An 18,475-nucleotide genomic window follows, 5' to 3' on the forward strand; every position below is an offset into this window, starting at 1 on the left:
GGCATTACGCTGTGAGTACGTAGACATACGCATTCCGCCGAAGGGGCGCACCATGCGTGACACAGGCTCGACAGGGACAGCCGGGAGGCCAACGGTGCGCGCACGCGGATTCGGCGAACTCGAAGCCGTCATCATGGAGCGCATCTGGAACCGTGGACCCGAGACGACCACGACGGTGCGAGAAATTTTCGAGGAACTAGCCGCAGAACGCGACATCGCCTACACCACAGTGATGTCCACGATGGACAACTTGCATAGCAAGGGCTACCTGGCTCGCGAGCGTGACGGCAAGGCCTACCGGTATTGGCCAACCTTGACTCGGGAGCAACACAGCGCAAGCCTCATGCGGCAAGCCTTGAACTCCGGCGGCCAACCAGACCTGGTGCTCAGTTACTTCCTTGAACAGATCGGCCCCCAGGAGTCGGCGCGCCTACGCGCCGCGCTACGACGACCCAGGAAGCGAGCAGCCAAAGGCTGAGTGGCCGGCTCAGAAGCGAATCGGTCGCCGGGCGCATACGCCAACCCCGGGCGTGATCCGATACCTGAGCACGTCCAACGACGCACCATGCCTCACTCCAGCCTCGTCCCTCGACGTGGCGTTGCCAGTTCATGTGCCACGACCGACCTTCTCCGAGCTAGCGGCCGACTACAACTTGTCGCCGATGACATGCTCTGCATCGGAACTGCAAGACCAGCGACTAGATCCAGTATGCGGCTCCGCGCGCGGCCGAGCGGCAGATCGAGACGCGTTGGCCGCCTTTGAAGCCGGCGATCTGGCGGGGGGGAGGAGTCGCAACCCCGCCAGATCTCCGCCGCGGTTGCCACGCCGCGCAATCTGGTTATCGCAGCAAGTGAGCGACCCGTTAGCGACAAGAGTTGGATTTGTCGGACCTCTAATGGCCAATGTCGAGATTAGGCATCTCGGCGCAATGGTCGAAGGTATGCACCGGTGCAGTACTACTCGCCATAGTAAGTAGTCGGCCGGCTGCACGCATGGCGAAGCCGCTGACAGTCCGAACATGCGTGATTGCAGTAAAGGCAGATGTCTGCCCTGACCGCGAAGTCAACCGTCGCTGTCGAGCCGCAGAGGCTGCGGTGAATCTGGTCGCGTCCGTGCCTCGCCGCCACAAGGAGTTGGCATCTTAGCCCGCTGCCGATCCGCAGCGTTCGCACTGTTCATCGTCGCCGCTCTGCTGACCGGAACCGCCCGCCTGGATCGCCAGAGACGACGGGTCCCAATGGTGACTGGCACGCAGGTGAATATATCCCCAGCCGACCATGTTGAACAGGACCGTCGCGGTCACTGTCTCGGGCCAGAAGCTGCTCGCCGCAGCGTGATTGGACTAGCAATCCACGGATTGGTCACAGAGAAGAGCTGATTAGGGGTACATGTCCTTCCCCAATTCGTTGCCCCCTGGCTGCATCGATTGGCACGAAGAGCCGACAGCGGATCAACGTGAGCCCGATAGGTTTTGAAGGAAGTCGTGGATGGGGGGGGGCGAACGCCTGCCCCATGTCATCGGCTGTGCTCAGGGCCCGGGACATCCTGACAGGTGCCATGCGCGCATTTGGGATCAGCTTGCTGATGAGGTGAGCAAGCGCGACCGGGTGCCGGTCATCGTCGCCTGGGATGATCAGCACGGGCGTTGTGATGGCCGCGAGTTCGTCGGGCGACTGGAATGCTCGATCGTGGCCGATTGCCGCTGCGGCTGCGACGCTGGCTGCATGGGCTCGCGGGATCGCATCGCGGACGAGATTGGCGATGAGCGGCTGCAAATGCGGCAGGTACAGTTCCCATCCGGCTTCGATGCCGTGGGCGCGGACGCGGTCGGCGAACTCGTCCATCATCGCCGTTTCGGTAGCCTTTGCTTCGTCGTCCTCAATGTCTTCCGGACTGATCACCACAGTGCACCAGATCCGGTCGGGATGCTTGGCACAGGCCCGAAGCGCAATGGTGCCTCCTAGGCCCGCACCGATGAGTCCCGCCGTTTCCACGTCGACGGCATTCATGAGCGAGATGACGTCCTGCACGTACTGATCCCATGTGTGGCGTTCCTGGTCCGCGCAGATGGAGCGCCCGTAGCCCCGGATGTCGGGCAGCACGACGCGATAGCGGTCGGTCAGCTGCTCGGCCAGGGGCTGCATGCTGTGGTGATCAGGACCCCCGCCGTGCAGCATGATCAGAAGTGGTCCCTCGCCCATGCCAGCCGCGTGGAGCCGCCACCCGTCGGAGCCGATGTAGGTCAGTTCTGTCATCGTCGGACCATCGTCAATCTTCTTCTAGATCATGGGGGATTGGGGCTCTGATGACAGGAAGTGTGATGGAGGCGCCAGGTCGGTAATGAGTTACGGCGACAGCTTGCCAGCCAACGAGGTGAAGCTGTCAATGTTGGGTGTTGTCAGTTGCCCGGTGCGCGGCCCGAGATAGCGCGCCGCAAAGGTGGATCCTGCACGGTCACCCACCGAACAACAGGAACAAGCCGGTCAAGGTGTAGGCGACCATCGTGGCCATCATCGCGAGCTGTCCGGTCAGTTGATGGCCCACAGGCAGCGCACGCAACGCCTGATCGTGAGCGGAAACCACGGCGACCACATGCCCGATGACAACGCACGACACCTTGATAGTCCACAGCACCGTGGGATTCAGCGAAAGAAAGTACTGCACATCTTCGGAATCCAGCCCCAGCAAATGCCAGCCTCTGCCCAACGGATCTGCCAACCGCACGATCGTCTCCTGGCCACGCTCCACCAGGTACGAGAGGTAGTGCGCGAAGATGTATCCCACCACAATTGGGATCAGACAGTGAGCGAGTCGGCCCGGTAACTCGCGGCGCTGCTCACGGCTCACACCACCGGTTGCACGGGCAGCAACCGTAAACGTCCCTCCTACAACGAAGACGAAGAGCAACAGACCCAGGGTGCGCAACACCGCGCCCCCCGTCGACTCCGCCACGAGTGGGATGGCCGCGGCATTATTGTCGACGAAATTTCGGAAAGTCTGTGACTGCGAGAAGCTGTCGAAAGCGGTGGAGCCCAGCAGCACCGCCATCACGGCGACCGTGCCCGGACGCACCGGCATGGTCGGCAGATGATCGAGCGGATTCCCCACCACTAGGCGACCGGTCGCAGGGTCTCGCCGAAACGGCGCCAGCCGCGAGACCGTCACACTGTACACCTCAAAGGGGTCGGCCCGCGCGAACCACGTCGAACCGAAAACTGCTGCGCCCAAGAACATCACGACGACATAGGCGAGAATCCAAGTCTTGATCGCTGTCAGCGAGCCAGGGTCGGGGCTCGCCAACTCCAACCACACAAAGGCGAACAGGCCCAGCACTGCTGGCCAGTAGCCCATGCCGGACGGATACCCTCGGCGAGCATCGCTGGTGACCCGGCGGCGAGAGCCGATGCTGACGAGCCGCCACACAGTGCGCACGGGCGAGATCAACCGCCAAATCGGGCCGACGACAATCGATACAGCGACCAAACCCACCCACAACAGCACATAGAACGTGCCTGGAAGCGCGTTGCTGCTATCTTGTGGCCCCCATATCGCCGCCACCGCGACCCACACTGTGAAGACGAGGGCAGCCGCCGCGACGATCCACCGGACGACCGGATTATCAACGGTTCTCGATACCCACGCCGGTAAGACGCTGCCCGGCTTGGCCGGGTCAAATCGCGGAGTTCTCCACGCGACGATCACCACAGCGAACGTGAACACCAACGCCCACACGCCCGCAATTAGTGCGTACGACAGGGGCACCGGCAGATCCGTCGATCCACCTACACCGTGCGCTAGGAACGTCACAGCGGTCTCGGGCATCAAGGCTTGACTTCGATTGTGACGACCGTGCGGTGCAGCTCGTGCAGCTCCACATCGACACGCCCAGGAACTCCGACCATGAACTCGAATCGCTGACCCGGGCGTGCTTCCACGTCGAAGGTGCGTTCCGGAACCGAGTGGACATGGATGCTGTCGACGGCATCACTGCTGACCTCGAGCACGATCGGTTGACCGACCACAGCCTCGGCTTGGGCGTTGACAGGTGTGACCACCCCCTCGGCGATCGTGACCCCGATGACCGTTCCGGCCAGCGCACCGGGTGAAGATGTCGTGACAGCCCCTGTCGGGCCACGAAAGGAGGGAGACCCTGCGGGTAAGGGCGAGGCCGACTGATTTGACCCGCATGCCGTCAGAGCAACGATCACAGCCCCAACCGCCGCAGTCAGCAGAACACTGTGCTTCATATGAAAAATTCAGTCCTGTCGTGATTCACCTGGATTAGCTGCTGTGGTTTGCCTGCATCAGGTGGTGGACGGTTCACTCGCTGCAGAAGACGCCTCGGATGTCGCCGCATTCGGCGCAGCCGATCGTCGAGCGGCCCGGTCGATCGCAAACACTCCGAGTGCGAGTGCGACAACGGACAAGCCTAGCGCCGTCCATGCAATGACGGGAAGCAGATCGCCGCCCCCACTCGCCGCGGCCGGCGCTGCTCCGATGGTCACACTCGGGGCCGGAAACTCCGGATCGCTACCCTCAGGCGCCGGCTGCGTCCACTCGTCGGCTGTGCCATCGGAGAAGGTCTGAACGGTGGGCAGTGCCAAGGTGGCGGACTCCGGCATCGGGCCGGCATCCAGGCCGAACTCGACGAACTGCCCCGGAAGAATCCCGGGACCGGTCGCCGTCCAGGTCACCGAACTGACCACCTCATGCACCGGCGTGCCATCGTCTTTATAGAGGGGCGGGTCGATCTTTCGCTTCGTGGACGCGACTTGCCAGCCCGGCACCGGCTGCACCAGCACGGTCCGCAACTGCACGTCGTCGGGAATGCGCACTTCCACCTTTGTGGTGGCCGCAGTACCGGACTCTGTCGGCACTCGCAACGTGATGAGTCCGAACTCTCCCGGCCCAGCCCCATCGAGATAGGCATCGATATGAGCGGCGGCAGAGGGACTTACAAGCACAGCCACCACCGCACTGACCGAGAAAGCTCCGACAATACGTAGCAGGTATCTAAGCACGGCACCTCCATGTCCGCGGGCTCACAGGCCCTCAGCTGACTGGTCAACACAAGACGGCCATCGCGGCACACCTCGAACCGCCCGAACTTGCAGCGCCCAGCTCAAGTACTGATCAAGCTCAGTACGTATTAGGTCCCGAGAACGATAACAGCCGACATATGCCACCGCAGGTATTGATCACATGGGGAATGTCGGCCGGAACGCTCCACGTCGACGGCTTACCGGTTGATGCTAGCTCCAGCAAATCGAGTGAGTGCCCACATGCGAAGTTGGCGGAAGCGACGCGGGGACCGCGAATGCATGCTGATCCGGCCTTGTATCGGGTCGCCACCTCGAGCAACCAACATCGCACACTCAAGTGGATGCGAAGAATTCCCTAGTGCTTAATGTCGGTCAAGTGGCGGTCGGCCGAGGAACGCAAGCGCTGCGTCTTACCGAAACCGAGCCGCCTCGATTCCATCCTGGTTGGTGTCTGTGAAACGTCGCCTCGTACATCCTGAAACCCTTCGTAGGGCGAGCGGACAGATGCCGCTCGAGATCTGACCGCGACCCAATCGAAGATCTGAGATTCCCATCGAAAGGCGGTCGCCGAATCGCGGAAACCGCACTGACTCATCGGTTGTTGCGCGTAGTTGGCGGCCGGGCCTCACTGGTCCCCAGGGCGACTCGTGGCCTGAAGTGGCCTAAGCGACGCGAAGGGCCGCACCGGTGCGGGTGAACGTTCACTTAGAACCGGAAGCGGCTCGCCTCAGCGACTTTGGGCTGCCCCGCACGGGTTTGTCGTATACAAGGGCTTACTGCTGAGATTGGCGACGTAATGGCCGAACCGCCGTCCGTCGCACGCGAAGAACATTGCACATCTACGGACTTTGATAGTATTTGACTGCGGCTGGGGCGTCGACCCCACCCCTAGCTGGCGTCGCCGCCTCAGTCGCCCACTGTCAACCAGCAGAAGCCGTTGGCATGGGGCCAACCCGCCAAATCCAAGTGAAGGCTCTGACAAGGCAACGACCCTTTGCGGCGCCCATGGCCAACAGCACGTTCACCCTAGGGCCTTAAGGCGAGTGCGTAGGGCCACCGCGAACACGAACGAAGAGGATTTTGACTCGACGCTGCCAATGGCAGGCCCTTGAGTAGCCGATGCCATAGAGCTGCCCAATGGTGACCTGTCGGCCATTCACCATGATCAGACAAGCCACGGACGACGAGGTCGAAGGTACCTCGTCAATACCCCCAGGGGGTACTTGCGGGGAGGCGGCCGGAGAGCTACCCTTTCGTCGTCCCGGGCATTACCCCCCGGGGGTATATGGGAAGGAGTTCTGATGACTACAACATCGGCCACGGTTGACTGGCATCTTCGTGGTGACTGGTTCGACGTATGCAGCTGCAAGCTCCCCTGCCCGTGCAGCTTCGCACAGGAACCAACCCACGGCGACTGCCTTTTCACATTGGTTTGGCATATCCGAGAGGGGCACTTCGGCGGGGTGGACCTCACCGGTTTGAACGTGGTTTCGCTCGGCGAGTTCACCGGCAATATGTGGGTCGGCGACCCCGACGCCATGATGAGGTTGATGTTCTATATCGACTCCAGCGCCGACACCGCCCAGCGCGATGCCTTGGAGCGGATTTTCACCGGCAAGGAGGGCGGCTGGCCGGCCGAATTCGCCAGTCTCATTGAAGATCTTCGGGCCATTGAGTACGCACCCATTACGTTCGAGGCAGCCGATGACCTCGCCTTCTGGCGCGCCGAAATCCCGGGAAAGGTCGACCTACGTGTGGCTGCGTTGACGGGACCGACCTCGGACCCTGATCGCCGTGTGACCACCGCCAACGCGCCTGGTGCCGAAGTCGGGCCCGGCCAAATCGCAACCTGGGGGGTTGTAGAGCGAGACCACGCTGTGGGCTTTGACTGGTCCCACGATCACCGCGGCGGTTCGAGCAAGCATTTTCCCTTCGACTGGCGGCCCAACAGCGCAGGCGAATCCACGGTCACGGCAGAAATCACTTCGGACAAGGCGTCCTCATGCCAGTGCCACGCCTGAGCGCTGATACCGCCCGAAGCATCACCCACCGCCGGGTGGCCGCCCAGAACCTCGACCGTCCTGGGCTGGCCGCCGGTGGCTCAGCCGCTCCACCCGGCTTCGACTACGCGTGGGCTAAGGCCACCGGCGGCGCTTTGACGTCGGCGCAACGCCGCCAGCTGCTGACACCGCTGGCCCATGTCGTGGTGTCCCACGCGATCGGACGGCTTCGAGTGGCGCTGGGTTGGCGCGGCGCTGGGGGCATCGACCTCGACCGTATGCGGTGGCCGGACTCCCAACTGGCCAGAGATGCCGAACAGCAGGCACGCGAGGAGCTTTCACCTCATATGCTCCAACACTCGTACCGCACGTTTCTGTTCGGGCTTGCACTTGCCGCCCTCGATGACGCACCGGTCGACCACGAATTGGTCTACGTCGCCAGTCTGTTGCACGACCTGAATCTCGAGCAACCGACACCCGGCCATTGCTTCGCCGTCGTCGGCGGCGAGCGCGCCGAGCAGTTCGCGCTTCAACGTGGTGTCTCATCCGAGCGGGCGGCGGCGATCGGCGCCGCCATTTCTGGGCACATCACCGTAGGCGCGGCCGGTAATCTGGCCGACCCAGCCGGGTTCGTCTCGGCAGGGGCATTCGTCGACGTAGCCGGGGTGCGGCTACACGAACTACACCCTGCATGGGTCGAGCAGGTACTGCGACGGCATCCCCGGCTGGGCTTTCGAGGCCATCTCCTCACGGCCTTCGCCGCCGAGGCGGCCGCCGTTCCCGATGGACGCATCCATTGGTGCCTGCGCTACGCCGGCTTCAAACCTCTTGTGCGGCTCGCGCCGTTCGCGGAGTAGCAACAACGGCTTACCCGGTTCGGCGGCGCTGCCACACCGAGGACAATCGTATAGCAAAGCCATCGCCGCCCTCACCTACTATCTAACTACATAGATCATCGCCTAGGCTGCCGCATATTGCTTGCGCGATCTGAGCGGTCAACCACCGCACAAACCTTCGAAAAGGAGTTACGATGCGACGACATATCCGGCTCATCACCGCGGTCCTGGCCGCGCTCATGGGTGTGGCCACAGCGGTGGCGGTACCCGCCTCAGCCCGCGACCACGCCCACCATCAGTTCGGGACGCCTCAGCAACTTGTCGACGCCGGCGGCGCCATCGTGCAGGAGTGGACTGTCACGGGTTTGCAGAGATCAACGGCCGCGCTTCCGGGATACGCTGCGCGGGGCCAGATCTGGGAAGCCACTGCTACAGTGCGGGCGGTCACCGGCACTGTGACGCCAATCATCCCGAACCTCCACGCGGTCACCCCTGGTGGTCAGAGGTGGCCGGTGCTATGGCAGATCGCCAACCCGCAAGGACTCCCGGGCGCAACGTTGGCGCAAGGTCAAACTGCTAGCGGGAAAGTCTATTTCGACGTCATCGAAGCAGAGCCAATGGCCGTGATCTACGACAACGGCAGCGGTGAACCGCTGATGTGGTGCTGTGCTGACGGCATGACGATGCCTATGCCGATGGACAACTGCCCCATGTGCGCGACCATGAGCCAACCCTGTCCACACTGCCGCGATGCGATGTAGCCGGCGCGCCTGCACAACCACAGTCGCGACGGCGAGCCGGTCAGCAGTTCCTCGCATCTCGCACCATCGAGACGTCCGAGACGGAACAAGCGGCTTGATCCAGACCATCTCACCAACAACTTCTTTCTGCGGCCTCACCGAATCGACATTCATCTGGTCCCCGGACAGCGCCTAGTCGTGGCGGTGACAGTCTGATTCGGGACCAGTGTGACGGTCTGATTCGGGACCCACCCGGGCTTCGGCGTGGCGTCGTGACGGCTTGATCTGGACCCACTTCCGTGGCGTCAGGAGGACCCGCATCCAGCGGTCCTCGCGGCACCGGAAGTGGGTTTCGGGATGAGGGTGCGTGTGGAACTGTTCGCTGCGATCCGTCGGGACGCCCGGGTCGAGGGCATGTCGATCCGAGCGCTCGCACGCAAGCACCAAGTCGGACGCGGCACCGTTCGCCGGGCCCTCACGTCCGCGGAACCACCGCCGCGGAAGACCCCGGTGCGTTCCTCGCCCCGGTTGGATCCGTTCAAGTCGGCCATCGACGACATGCTCCGCGCCGACCTTGAGGCGCCGCGGAAGCAACGGCACACCGCCCGCCGGATCCACGTCCGCCTCATCGAGGAACACGACGCCATTGAGGTGTCGTACTCGACGGTTCGCGACTACGTCCGCATCCGCCGCACGCAGATCGGCCTCGAAGCTGGCCGCCGGGTCGAAGTCATGATCCCCCAGGAGCACGCGCCAGGCGCAGAAGCAGAAGTCGACTTCGGCGAGCTCTACGTCATCCTGGCCGGGGTGAAGACGAAGGTCTTCCTCTTCACATTCAGGTTGAGTTACTCCGGGAAGGCGGTGCACCGGATCTACGCCACCCAAGGCCAAGAGGCGTTCCTCGAGGGCCACATCGCCGCGTTCAACGAGATCGGCGGCATCCCCGCCCGGCACGTCCGGTACGACAACCTCACCGCCGCAGTCACCCGGGTCGTCAACGCGCGCGGTCGTGAGCGGGTAGAGAACGACCGCTGGGTGCTGTTCCGCTCTCACTTCGGGTTCGACGCGTTCTACTGCCAGCCGGGCATCGCCGGGGCACATGAGAAGGGCGGTGTGGAAGGCGACGTCGGCCGGTTCCGCCGCCAGCACCTCGTGCCCATGCCCGTCGTCGACTCGCTCGACGAGCTGAACGAGAAGGTCCGTGCCTTGGACGCCGCCGACGACCGCCGACGGATCTCGTCGCGGATCCGGACCGTCGGCGAGGACTTCGCGACCGAACGCGAGAACCTCGCGCCGCTCCCGGTCGAGGGGTTCGACCCCGGGCTGATGCTGAACCCGATGGTCGACCGCTCCGCGATGATCACCGTCCGCATGGCCCGGTACTCCGTCCCGGCGCGGTTCATCCACCGCCGCGTCCGCGTCTCCTTGCGCGCATCCGAGGTCGTCGTGTTCGACGGCCGACTCCAGATCGCCCGGCACGCCCGCGTCATCACAAGGGGTGGCCAGTCGGTGAACCTCGACCACTACCTCGAGGTGCTCAAGGGTAAGCCGGGCGCATTGCCAGGCTCCACCGCGTTGGCGCAGGCCCGCGAATCGGGGGCGTTCACGCCTGCGCATGAGGCGTTCTGGGCGAACGCCCGCAGGCGGCTCGGGGATGCGGTCGGCACCCGGGAACTGATCGACGTGCTCCTACTGCACCGCGCCATGGCCGCCGACGAAGTCGAAGCCGGGCTGCTCGCCGCAGTGAGCGTCGGTGCAGTCTCAGCTGATGTGGTCGCGGTCGAAGCACGCCTGCACACCACCCTCGCAGCGCCCACCGGGGCCAGTTCAGACCGTCATCCCGTTGCGCAGCCCAGCGATGGCGAACGACGAGATGGCGACGCCAAGCGCAGCCGGAAGGTCGTGTCCCTCACCGAACGCCTGCTGCTCGACCCGGCCGCGGTCATCGCCGGCCTCCCGCCCGACACCCGGCCGCTGCCGTCGATGGAGAAATACCAGCAACTGCTCGGCCGCCGCACCGGCACCGACCACCACCCCGACCCGATGAGTCCCGATGAGAGCGGAGCACCCCGATGAGCACAGTCACCAGCGTGACCACCACCTTGCGCCGCCGCCGCGGCCTGACCGAGGAAGCCGCCGTAGCGGCGGTCGACCAGGCCTGCCGGAGGCTCCGGCTCCCGACCATGCGGGCCCTGCTTGGCGACGCGGTCGCAGCGGCGAACAAGGACCAGTTGACCTACACCGGATTCCTCGCCGAGCTGCTCCTGGCCGAGTGCGACGACCGCGACCGTCGGTCCACCATCCGGCGCGTGAACGGCGCCGGGTTCCCGCGGAGCAAGTTCCTCGCGGACTTCGACTTCGACGCCAACTCGAACATCAACCCCGCCACCATCCACCAGTTGGCGACCGGCGAGTGGGTGCGGAAGGGCCAGCCGCTGTGCCTGATCGGGGATTCCGGCACCGGCAAGTCTCACCTGCTCATCGGCATGGGGACCGCAGCCGCGGAAAAGGGATTCCGGGTAAAGTACACCCTCGCCACGAGGCTGGTGAACGAGCTTGTAGAAGCAGCCGATGAGAAGCAGTTGGCCCGCACGATCGCTCGTTACGGCCGCGTCGACCTGCTCTGCATTGACGAGCTCGGCTACATGGAACTGGACCGCCGCGGCGCCGAACTCCTCTTCCAGGTCCTCACCGAGCGAGAGGAGAAGAACAGCGTGGCAATCGCGTCCAACGAGGGCTTCGCCGGCTGGACCAAGACCTTCACGGACCCGCGCCTGTGCGCGGCCATCGTCGACCGCCTCACCTTCGGCGGCAACATCATCGAAACTGGTACCGACTCCTACCGGCTGGCGTCGACCCGGTCAGGGAACGCGTCGCGGTGACGCAATCAACCGAGCCTGTTTCGTGCGCACGCCGCACCCGGTGGGCTGTCACTGCGTGCTGTCCCGCGTGGTCATCGGGCGCCCCCGAAGGATCCGGCGGCGTCGCTGGAGAACCCCGAGCGCCAGCACTACCAGCGCAGACGCGGCAGCGAGCGCGCCGATGAGTGTCGCCCGTGTCTGGATCCAGCTGGAGACCACCGCGGAGACGTCAGTGAGTCCGCCACCACGGCCCGCGGCGACCGGGGCGTCGCTGGTGGCCGCCGGGTACCAGTACCAGGCCAGATAGGCGCCGGTGAGCAGCAGGACGACAGCGGTGACCCGTGGGCCATGGCGGGCCAATCGCGCGACGTGGCGGGTGAGTCCGCTGCCTGCCGCGGCGGTGGCCAGGGCGAGCAGCAGCAGGACGGTCGCCGAGCCAGCAGCGTAGACACCGAAGACGAGCAGGAGCCCGGCATAGCTGTAGGTGGCCTGCGCCTGCGCGATGACCGCGAGGATCACCCCGAACGTGCACGACAGCGAAGCCAGCGCGTAGCCGACCCCAAACGCAGCCATCCGGGCAGTGGGTGGGAGTCCCGCGGCTGCCCGGCCGGGGATCCGAGGCACCCGCACCGAGACCGAGCGTCCGGCTAGCATCCACAGGCCGAGAACCACCAGCAGGATGCCGACGGCCAGGCCAAGCGACGGCGCGGCGCGAATCAGCCCTCGGGCGCCGGCGCTGACTACCAGGCCAGCTGCCGCGAGGGTGCCGGCGAACCCCACCGCCAACACGAGACCGGCCCGCAGCGCCCGCAGCAGCCGCACCGGGACCGTTGAGGCATCGGTGTCGCCGAGGGTGTGGGTGATCCAGGCCGGGAGTAGCGCGAACCCGCACGGGTTCACGGGCGCGACCATGCCGGCCGCGAAGGCGAGGGTGAGCAGTCCGCCCATGGGTCAGGCTCCGGCCTTTGCCAGTTCGGCGGTGATCGTCGCGGCGTCGGGGTCGGTGGCGCGGAAGGTCACCGTGCCGTCGGCGTCGACGACGATCAGGGTGGACAGAGCGGCCACCTCGAATCGCCGGGAGAGTGCCGCGCCATCGTCGATTGCGGCCGGTACGTGTTCGGCGTCGACGGACTCCATGAAGCCGCCGATCAGGGCCTTGGATTCGCCGGGGTCCATGTCGACGGCGAGGAAGCTTGCCACGGTGCCGGCGTTCTCGGCGGTGGTGGCGGCCTCGCCGAGGGACCGGACGCCGTTGACGCATTCGCCGCACCCGACGGAGAAGAAGAACACCGCGGTGGGCTTCCCGTTGGCGGGCAGGCTGATCTGCTGGCCATCGACGCTGGTCACGGTGGCGGGTGAACCGGAACCGGCGGTCGCGGGGTCGGCACTGTTGCCGCAGGCGGTCAGGGTCAGCGATCCGGCGGCGAGTACGGCGGCGATCGAGAGCGCGGCGTGGTGGCGGCGGGTGATTCTCATCGGTTCTGCTCGTCCTTCGGGTCGACGTTTTCGTTGGTGGGCATGGGCGGGCAGCAGCCGTGGCCGGCGGTGCCGCCGCCGCGGCGGGAGATGGCAATCAGCGCGAGGATCGCCAGGGCGATCCCGGCGCCGATGACCCACGGGTTGCGGAGGAACGCGCCGATACCGGCGATCGCGCCACCGGCGATGAGGATGGGGAGCAGGGCGCAACAGGCGACCATGAGCAGCGCGGCGCCGGCTCCGAGGAGCAGGCCGCTGCCTCCCGGGCGATCGTCGTGGTTGGACATCATCGGTGTTCTCATTCCCTTCAGTGGGTATGGGTCAGCAGCAGCTGTGGCTGTCGTCGGCCGCGGCGGGCGCCTGGAGGCGGTTGAGCAGGCCGGTGGCGAGGGCGGCCCCGATCCGGCACGCCTCGGCCACCGGGACCACCTCCGCGCCGGGGTGCTCGGCCAGCCAGCCCGCGGCGTCCTCGGGGGAGGTGAAGTAGTGCACCTGGTTGCAGAAGGAGGAACGGATCGAGGTGATCTGCTCCGGGTTCACCAGCGACACCACCGCGGTGGGCGGATCGACGCTGGTTGCACCTTCTGTGGGGTCGACGTTGACCCGAACCGGCTCGCCGCTGACCGGGGAGGCCGACTCCACCTTTGCCGGGCGGTCCAGCAGGGCGGGGAAGATCAGCGTGTCCAGCGCACACCAGGTGTAGAGCTCCTCACCGGCCACGGTGAACCGGTGCGGGGTGGGGCGCAGGGTGAGGCCCTGGCCGATGATCCGGCCCTGATCGTCGTACTCGGTGTCCGGCACCGCCGCGAGACCGCGCCGTACGTCATCGAGGGTGCGGCTCGCAGCCGCGGCGAGTTGCTCGACGGTGACGGGGTCGCCGTCGACGAGCAGCCGCAGCAGCGGGATCAGCAGGCCGGCGTCAAGGCCGGTCTCCTCGGGTCGGGTGAGTCGTTGGGGCAGTTGGGTGCTGAGGTCCGACATCGCGGATGCCTCCTTCGTTGAGTGGGGTGGGTGCGGGTCAGGCGCAGCAGGAGAGCTTGGAGACGTCGGTGGTGAAGGCCTTCGCGACGATCCGGATGCCCTCGGTCATGGTCAGGTAAGGCGCCCAGGCGTCGGCGACCTCGGCGATGGTCTTGCCGATGATGTGGACGCCCGCGGCGGCCAGTTCGCCGGCGTCCTTGGCGACCGCGGTCAGGCCGAGGATCTCGCCGGTGTCGGCGTTGGCGACCATCTTGATGAAGCCGCGGGTGTCCCGGTTGACCAGCGTTCGCGGCACGTATTCCAGCGGGAGCACCCGGCAGTCGCAGCGGATCCCGGCCGCGAGGACTTGGGCCTCAGTCATCCCGACTGCGCCGATCGCGGGACTGGTGAACGTGACCCGGGGCAGCCGCATGTAGTCCACCGACCGCTCGGCGTCGGTGAAGGCGTTCTCGGCGACCACGGTGCCGTGGTGGGCGGCGACATAGACGAACTCGGGGTGCCCGGTCACGTCACCGGCCGCCCAGATCCGCGGGTTGGAGGACTGCAGCTGGTCGGTGACCACGATCTCGCCGACCTCGCCAGTCTTCACCTCGACCGCGTCGAGGTTGAGCCCGTCGGTCACCGGTCGGCGGCCGAGAGCGACCAGAACCTCGTCGGCGCGGAACTCCTGCGCGCCACCGGAGACGTCCGCGGTCACCACCACCTGGCCGGTGGCGGCGTCGCGGGTCACGCGGGTCGGGACCGCTCGGCGGACCACCCGGATGCCCTCATCGGCGAAGACCTCCTGCAGCGCCTTGGAGACCTCCGACTCCTCCTTCGACGCGAGCCGGGACCGAACCAGCAGGGTCACCGTCGACCCGAGCCGGGCGAACAGCTGCGCCTGCTCCAGGGCCACGTAGCCACCACCGAGCACCAGCAGCGAGTCGGGGACCTCGGTCAACTCCATCGCCGTAGTCGAGGTCAGGTACCCGGCCTCCTCCAACCCTTGGATCGGCGGGGCCCAGGGACGGGACCCGGTGGCCACCAGGTACTGCGCTGCCTCGATGGTCTCGACGCTGCCATCCGCCGCGGCGACCTCGAGCAGGGGCGAATCCGGAGTGCCGGCGAACGCGGCGTTGCCGCGGCGGACCTGCCAACCGTAGGAGTCGGCGACGTCGACGTACTTCTCACCCCGCAGGGCCTCGACGAGATCCTGCTTTCCGCCGATCAGGGCCGGCATGTCCACCGCGCCCGCGACGCTGGCGATGCCCGGGAACCGGGTCGGCGCGTCCGCGGCCACGTGCCGGGCCTCCGCGGCTGCGATCAGTGCCTTCGACGGCACGCAGCCGGTGTTCACACACGTGCCGCCGAACGTGCCACGCTCGACCATCACCACCGACTTGCCCAGAGAGGTCGCACGAATGGCCGCCGCGAACGCACCGCCGCCGGATCCGATGATCGCGAGGTCGTACCTGGTCTGCATCCCGATTCCTCCCAGAACTGTTGGGAAACGCTCCTGATGCAGCGATACTGGACCTTCCAGTAAAGGGGAAGGTCAAGCGAGACCTGCGACACGATGGAGGCCGGGATGCGGATCGGAGAACTCGCCGAGGCGGCAGGCACGACCACCAAGACTCTGCGGTTCTACGAAGAGCAAGGGCTGCTGCCCCCGGCCGAACGCACACCGGCCGGCTACCGCGACTACACCCCCGACGCGGTCAGCCGGATCGACTTCGTCCACCGCGGCCAAGCGGCCGGGCTCACCCTCGCCCAGATCAAGCAGATCCTCGACATCCGCGACCACGGCCAAGCTCCCTGCGGCCACGTACGTGACCTGCTGGACGCGCGCCTTGCCGACATCGACGCGCAGATCGCCGACCTCACAACACTTCGCGACAACGTGGCTGCGCTCCGCGACGATGCAGCCCTCCCAGAGCCCGAAACCTGTAGCCCCGATCAGGTCTGCAGATACCTATAGCCCTCGCCACTCGGCAGTGACCACCGAGACCAAGGGCGTGATTAGCCGGTGCCAGGTGGGTCCCAGTCAGGCCGTCATCGTGGTCCCAGATCGGGTTGACACAGCCAGCCTAGTCGACTGTACCGACTTCAGCTGCGCATTAATGGCGGAGTCGTGTGCTTCTCATGGCCATTTGCATGCGTCGTTGGGCCGCGGCTCGCTGTGGCCAGGTGGGTGACAACTAATTGGGCAGTAGGGGAGACCGCCCACTGGATGGAGCTGGTCTCCGGCGCGGGCACCCGGTGTGTCGGGAGTTGTGAGGTACCGTCGCCCTTTCCTCTCGAGCCATTTTTGTGATTGCAGTGGCGATCCCGTAGTCGACAGCTTGATCTCAACCAGTACGCGGCCACGTACCACTTTCACGATTCTGACTCTGACTCATCGCTAGCGGCGGCACTTCCTTACGCCTGTCAGCTCGCTGACGAGGCGGCCCGAAGCTCGAAACCGCATACACGGCTGGCGGCGGCAATGCTCGTTGCGGCCCTCGACAGCTTCGCCAGAAGTGTTAGGCGACCAGTTTTTGCATAACCGTGGTGATACTAACGAAGTCATCGGGGCCTACGCCGACGACCACGCGACGCCCGACCGGCACATGGATTGAGGCGGCACGGTGCCGGCCCGTCTGTAGCGACGGCGAGCCATCCGCACATGACTTATCTGTCCGCGATTCATCTCTACGGGGTTCAACCGTAGATCGTTGGGTATGCGGCTGGTGCCCTACGTTGACGCGTTCGGCACAACTGTTGCGATGGATCGGAGGAGAATTAATGAGCAGCGCAGCGAGAATGCTGGAGACCTACCCTCAAGACCTCGGTGAGGTCGATCGGGCGGCGCTGGCGAAGTGTATCGACGCATGCGGTGACTGCGCGCAAGCTTGCACCACTTGTGCTGACGCCTGTCTGAGTGAGGATTCAGTGCAGGAGCTGACCAAGTGCGTTCGTACGAACCTCGACTGCGCCGACATGTGCGCTACCACGTTGCGCGTCTTGTCCCGACACACAGGGTATGACGCGAACCTCACCACCGCGATCCTCGAAGCGTGCGCCTCGGCCTGCCGTTCCTGTGGTGACGAGTGTGAAAGCCATGCCGGCCACCACGAGCACTGCCGGATCTGCGCAGAGGCATGCCGGGCGTGTGAGCAAGCATGTCGGGAGCTGCTGACGTCACTGGGTTGACGCGGCAACACGACAGCGCCGGCACGACAGCTGGGCAGCTCACCCGGTCGGGCATGCGTTCCATGGATACGCGCTACGGAGTCCTTGCTGCGATGGCCTAAGCGTTTCACGCATGACACAACCAGTTGGAGGGAGTTTGTCATCAGCGCCGTCCCGGCTACGAGTGCAGACATACACTGCGTTGCCGTCAGTGCGGTAATGGCAGGTGGTCTTGTCGAGCCGACAGCCCAACACCGAATCAATCTGCAGGGCCGGGCGCAACAACCGCGCACTAATGCGCCGATATGGAAAGCCCCGAGTGTGGGGTACCTTGTCCACATGCCGGCAGACGGCTGGTGGCTGACGCGGATTACGCCGGAATGTAGCCTGCAGTACGAAGCTGCGAGACCGTCGTCTTGATGTTGCCGCCGTCCTACCAGGTCGAGTCACCAGGCGCATGCATTGCCGTCCCAGCGTTCTGTCGGTGAGCCGGCGAGCCAAAACTGTGAGTGGTTGACCTCGACGGCTACATCGTCGACGAGGCCGACAACCTGGACTGGTTGACCTCTCGTGATGTCGACCAGACGGGGCCATTCAACTACGACGAGTTCATCGCGACCATCGGCACGGTGGTGATGGGATCGGCGATCCAAGAGCGGATCATCGCCATCCATCCGGGCCCGTGGATGCACGAGCAGCTGTCATGGGTGCTGACGCGACGACCTGACATCGTCGCCGACGGGCATTCGGTGCAGACGTTCGACGGCGACGTCACCCGAGTTGCATCCCAAGCTGGGTGTCCGCGGCGTCGGGTAAGGACGTCTGGTCGGGTAAGGACGTCTGGGGTGGTGGTGGGTGGCGGTCACATCGCCGCGCAGTTCGTCTCGGCCGGACCCGTCGACGAGATGATCGTCAACTACGCGCCGTGTTCGCTGGGCGCGGGTTTGCGGGTGCTGCCGGTGCGCTCAAAGTGGGTGCTGGTCGACTCGGCGGTCAATCGGGAGTTCCTCTGCGCCCGGTGGCATAGGGCCCGAGGATCGGCCAAAGTCTTCGGCTGCTGTCGTTTGGTGCGCAGGCCGCCGGGTAACCACGGCGGATTCACACCATTTCGACAATTCAGGAAGGCGGCAGCCTGGTGTTCATTCACAACAAGGGCGGAATGTTCGCCGCGGCTGTCCGGATTCACAGCGAATAGCGGAACCACATTCGTTCGCAACATTGTGTAACCACAAAGTCGTTGAATGCGGCGTCTCATGGATAATAGAGATTATCCATGCGCTCAGGATGCGCTGGGCGGCAACTGGATTGGGACGCGAGCCGCTCGAAACGTCTGTGAGACCTACCGATATATTGCTGCGCAGCTTGCGCGAGTGTGTTCTAAAGTATTG

Annotated in this window: 18 protein-coding genes; 9 read left to right on the forward strand and 9 right to left on the reverse strand. The window is 65.1% G+C overall.

All coding sequences use genetic code 11. The features are described 5' to 3' along the window. The first annotated feature begins 52 nt into the window (after positions 1–52). A complete protein-coding gene (locus AU072_RS03770; RefSeq protein WP_369829813.1) occupies positions 53–478 on the forward strand; it encodes a BlaI/MecI/CopY family transcriptional regulator in 426 nt (141 codons plus the stop codon). Positions 479–1,362: 884 nt separating this feature from the next. Here the strand turns inward: AU072_RS03770 and AU072_RS03775 are convergent. The 4 genes from AU072_RS03775 to AU072_RS03790 form a co-directional block, all read right to left on the reverse strand. Further along, positions 1,363–2,256 carry an alpha/beta fold hydrolase gene (locus AU072_RS03775; protein WP_082681038.1) on the reverse strand — a complete coding sequence of 298 codons (894 nt, stop codon included), beginning with the start codon at positions 2,254–2,256 and terminating at the stop codon, positions 1,363–1,365. 199 nt (positions 2,257–2,455) lie between these two features. Further along, a complete protein-coding gene (locus AU072_RS03780; protein WP_369829812.1) occupies positions 2,456–3,826 on the reverse strand; it encodes a hypothetical protein in 1,371 nt (456 codons plus the stop codon). After that, on the reverse strand, positions 3,823–4,056 hold the full coding sequence (locus tag AU072_RS28520; RefSeq protein ID WP_231987878.1) for a hypothetical protein: 234 nt from the start codon (positions 4,054–4,056) through the stop codon (positions 3,823–3,825). The genes AU072_RS03780 and AU072_RS28520 overlap by 4 nt, the downstream gene beginning before the upstream one ends. Before the next feature lie 249 nt (positions 4,057–4,305). Next, on the reverse strand, positions 4,306–5,022 hold the full coding sequence (locus AU072_RS03790) for a YcnI family copper-binding membrane protein (protein WP_082681037.1): 717 nt from the start codon (positions 5,020–5,022) through the stop codon (positions 4,306–4,308). A gap of 1,322 nt (positions 5,023–6,344) precedes the next feature. Here AU072_RS03790 and AU072_RS03795 point away from each other — a divergent pair. The 5 genes from AU072_RS03795 (at position 6,345) to istB (ending at position 11,501) form a co-directional block, all read left to right on the forward strand. Continuing rightward, positions 6,345–7,064 carry a DUF1326 domain-containing protein gene (locus AU072_RS03795; RefSeq protein ID WP_064412550.1) on the forward strand — a complete coding sequence of 240 codons (720 nt, stop codon included), beginning with the start codon at positions 6,345–6,347 and terminating at the stop codon, positions 7,062–7,064. Then, positions 7,046–7,900, forward strand: coding sequence for an HD domain-containing protein (locus AU072_RS03800; protein WP_231987877.1), 855 nt, complete (start codon positions 7,046–7,048; stop codon positions 7,898–7,900). The genes AU072_RS03795 and AU072_RS03800 overlap by 19 nt, the downstream gene beginning before the upstream one ends. Positions 7,901–8,073: 173 nt before the next feature. Further along, complete coding sequence (locus tag AU072_RS03805; protein WP_064412551.1) at positions 8,074–8,640, forward strand: MPT63 family protein; 567 nt, start codon at positions 8,074–8,076, stop codon at positions 8,638–8,640. Between the two features lie 336 nt (positions 8,641–8,976). Then, positions 8,977–10,695: an IS21 family transposase gene (gene istA, locus AU072_RS03810; RefSeq protein WP_008720624.1), complete on the forward strand. Its 1,719-nt coding sequence runs from the start codon at positions 8,977–8,979 to the stop codon at positions 10,693–10,695. Continuing rightward, positions 10,692–11,501 carry an IS21-like element helper ATPase IstB gene (gene istB / locus AU072_RS03815; RefSeq protein ID WP_006246577.1) on the forward strand — a complete coding sequence of 270 codons (810 nt, stop codon included), beginning with the start codon at positions 10,692–10,694 and terminating at the stop codon, positions 11,499–11,501. Before istA ends, istB begins: the two co-directional genes overlap by 4 nt. Positions 11,502–11,549: 48 nt before the next feature. Here istB and AU072_RS03820 read toward each other — a convergent pair whose 3' ends face one another. Genes AU072_RS03820 through merA form a run of 5 tightly spaced genes read right to left on the reverse strand, consistent with a single transcriptional unit; the run spans position 11,550 to position 15,399 of the window. Then, positions 11,550–12,428, reverse strand: a complete 879-nt coding sequence (locus AU072_RS03820) for a cytochrome c biogenesis CcdA family protein (RefSeq protein ID WP_048472691.1) — start codon at positions 12,426–12,428, stop codon at positions 11,550–11,552. A 3-nt stretch (positions 12,429–12,431) separates the two neighbouring features. Then, the gene (locus AU072_RS03825) at positions 12,432–12,956 is read right to left on the reverse strand and encodes a TlpA family protein disulfide reductase (protein ID WP_064412552.1); all 525 of its coding nucleotides are present in this window, start codon (positions 12,954–12,956) and stop codon (positions 12,432–12,434) included. Beyond that, a complete protein-coding gene (locus AU072_RS03830; protein ID WP_006246581.1) occupies positions 12,953–13,246 on the reverse strand; it encodes a mercuric ion transporter MerT in 294 nt (97 codons plus the stop codon). The genes AU072_RS03825 and AU072_RS03830 overlap by 4 nt, the downstream gene beginning before the upstream one ends. A 31-nt stretch (positions 13,247–13,277) precedes the next feature. Further along, a complete protein-coding gene (gene merB / locus AU072_RS03835) occupies positions 13,278–13,937 on the reverse strand; it encodes an organomercurial lyase MerB (RefSeq protein WP_006246582.1) in 660 nt (219 codons plus the stop codon). A gap of 37 nt (positions 13,938–13,974) precedes the next feature. Further along, positions 13,975–15,399 (reverse strand): mercury(II) reductase, encoded by a 1,425-nt coding sequence (merA, locus tag AU072_RS03840; protein WP_006246583.1) that lies wholly within the window; start codon positions 15,397–15,399, stop codon positions 13,975–13,977. Positions 15,400–15,504: 105 nt separating this feature from the next. Here merA and AU072_RS03845 point away from each other — a divergent pair, with 105 nt between their 5' ends. From AU072_RS03845 to AU072_RS03850, 3 genes are all read left to right on the forward strand, one after another. Beyond that, positions 15,505–15,894, forward strand: coding sequence for a heavy metal-responsive transcriptional regulator (locus tag AU072_RS03845; RefSeq protein WP_006246584.1), 390 nt, complete (start codon positions 15,505–15,507; stop codon positions 15,892–15,894). Between the two features lie 806 nt (positions 15,895–16,700). Further along, the gene (locus tag AU072_RS28525; protein WP_064416756.1) at positions 16,701–17,108 is read left to right on the forward strand and encodes a four-helix bundle copper-binding protein; all 408 of its coding nucleotides are present in this window, start codon (positions 16,701–16,703) and stop codon (positions 17,106–17,108) included. A gap of 488 nt (positions 17,109–17,596) precedes the next feature. Further along, positions 17,597–18,313 carry a dihydrofolate reductase family protein gene (locus AU072_RS03850; RefSeq protein ID WP_066850046.1) on the forward strand — a complete coding sequence of 239 codons (717 nt, stop codon included), beginning with the start codon at positions 17,597–17,599 and terminating at the stop codon, positions 18,311–18,313. The last annotated feature ends 162 nt before the right edge of the window (positions 18,314–18,475 follow it).

This window comes from Mycolicibacterium novocastrense (assembly GCF_001499835.1).
Classification (GTDB): Bacteria; Actinomycetota; Actinomycetes; order Mycobacteriales; family Mycobacteriaceae; genus Mycobacterium; species Mycobacterium novocastrense.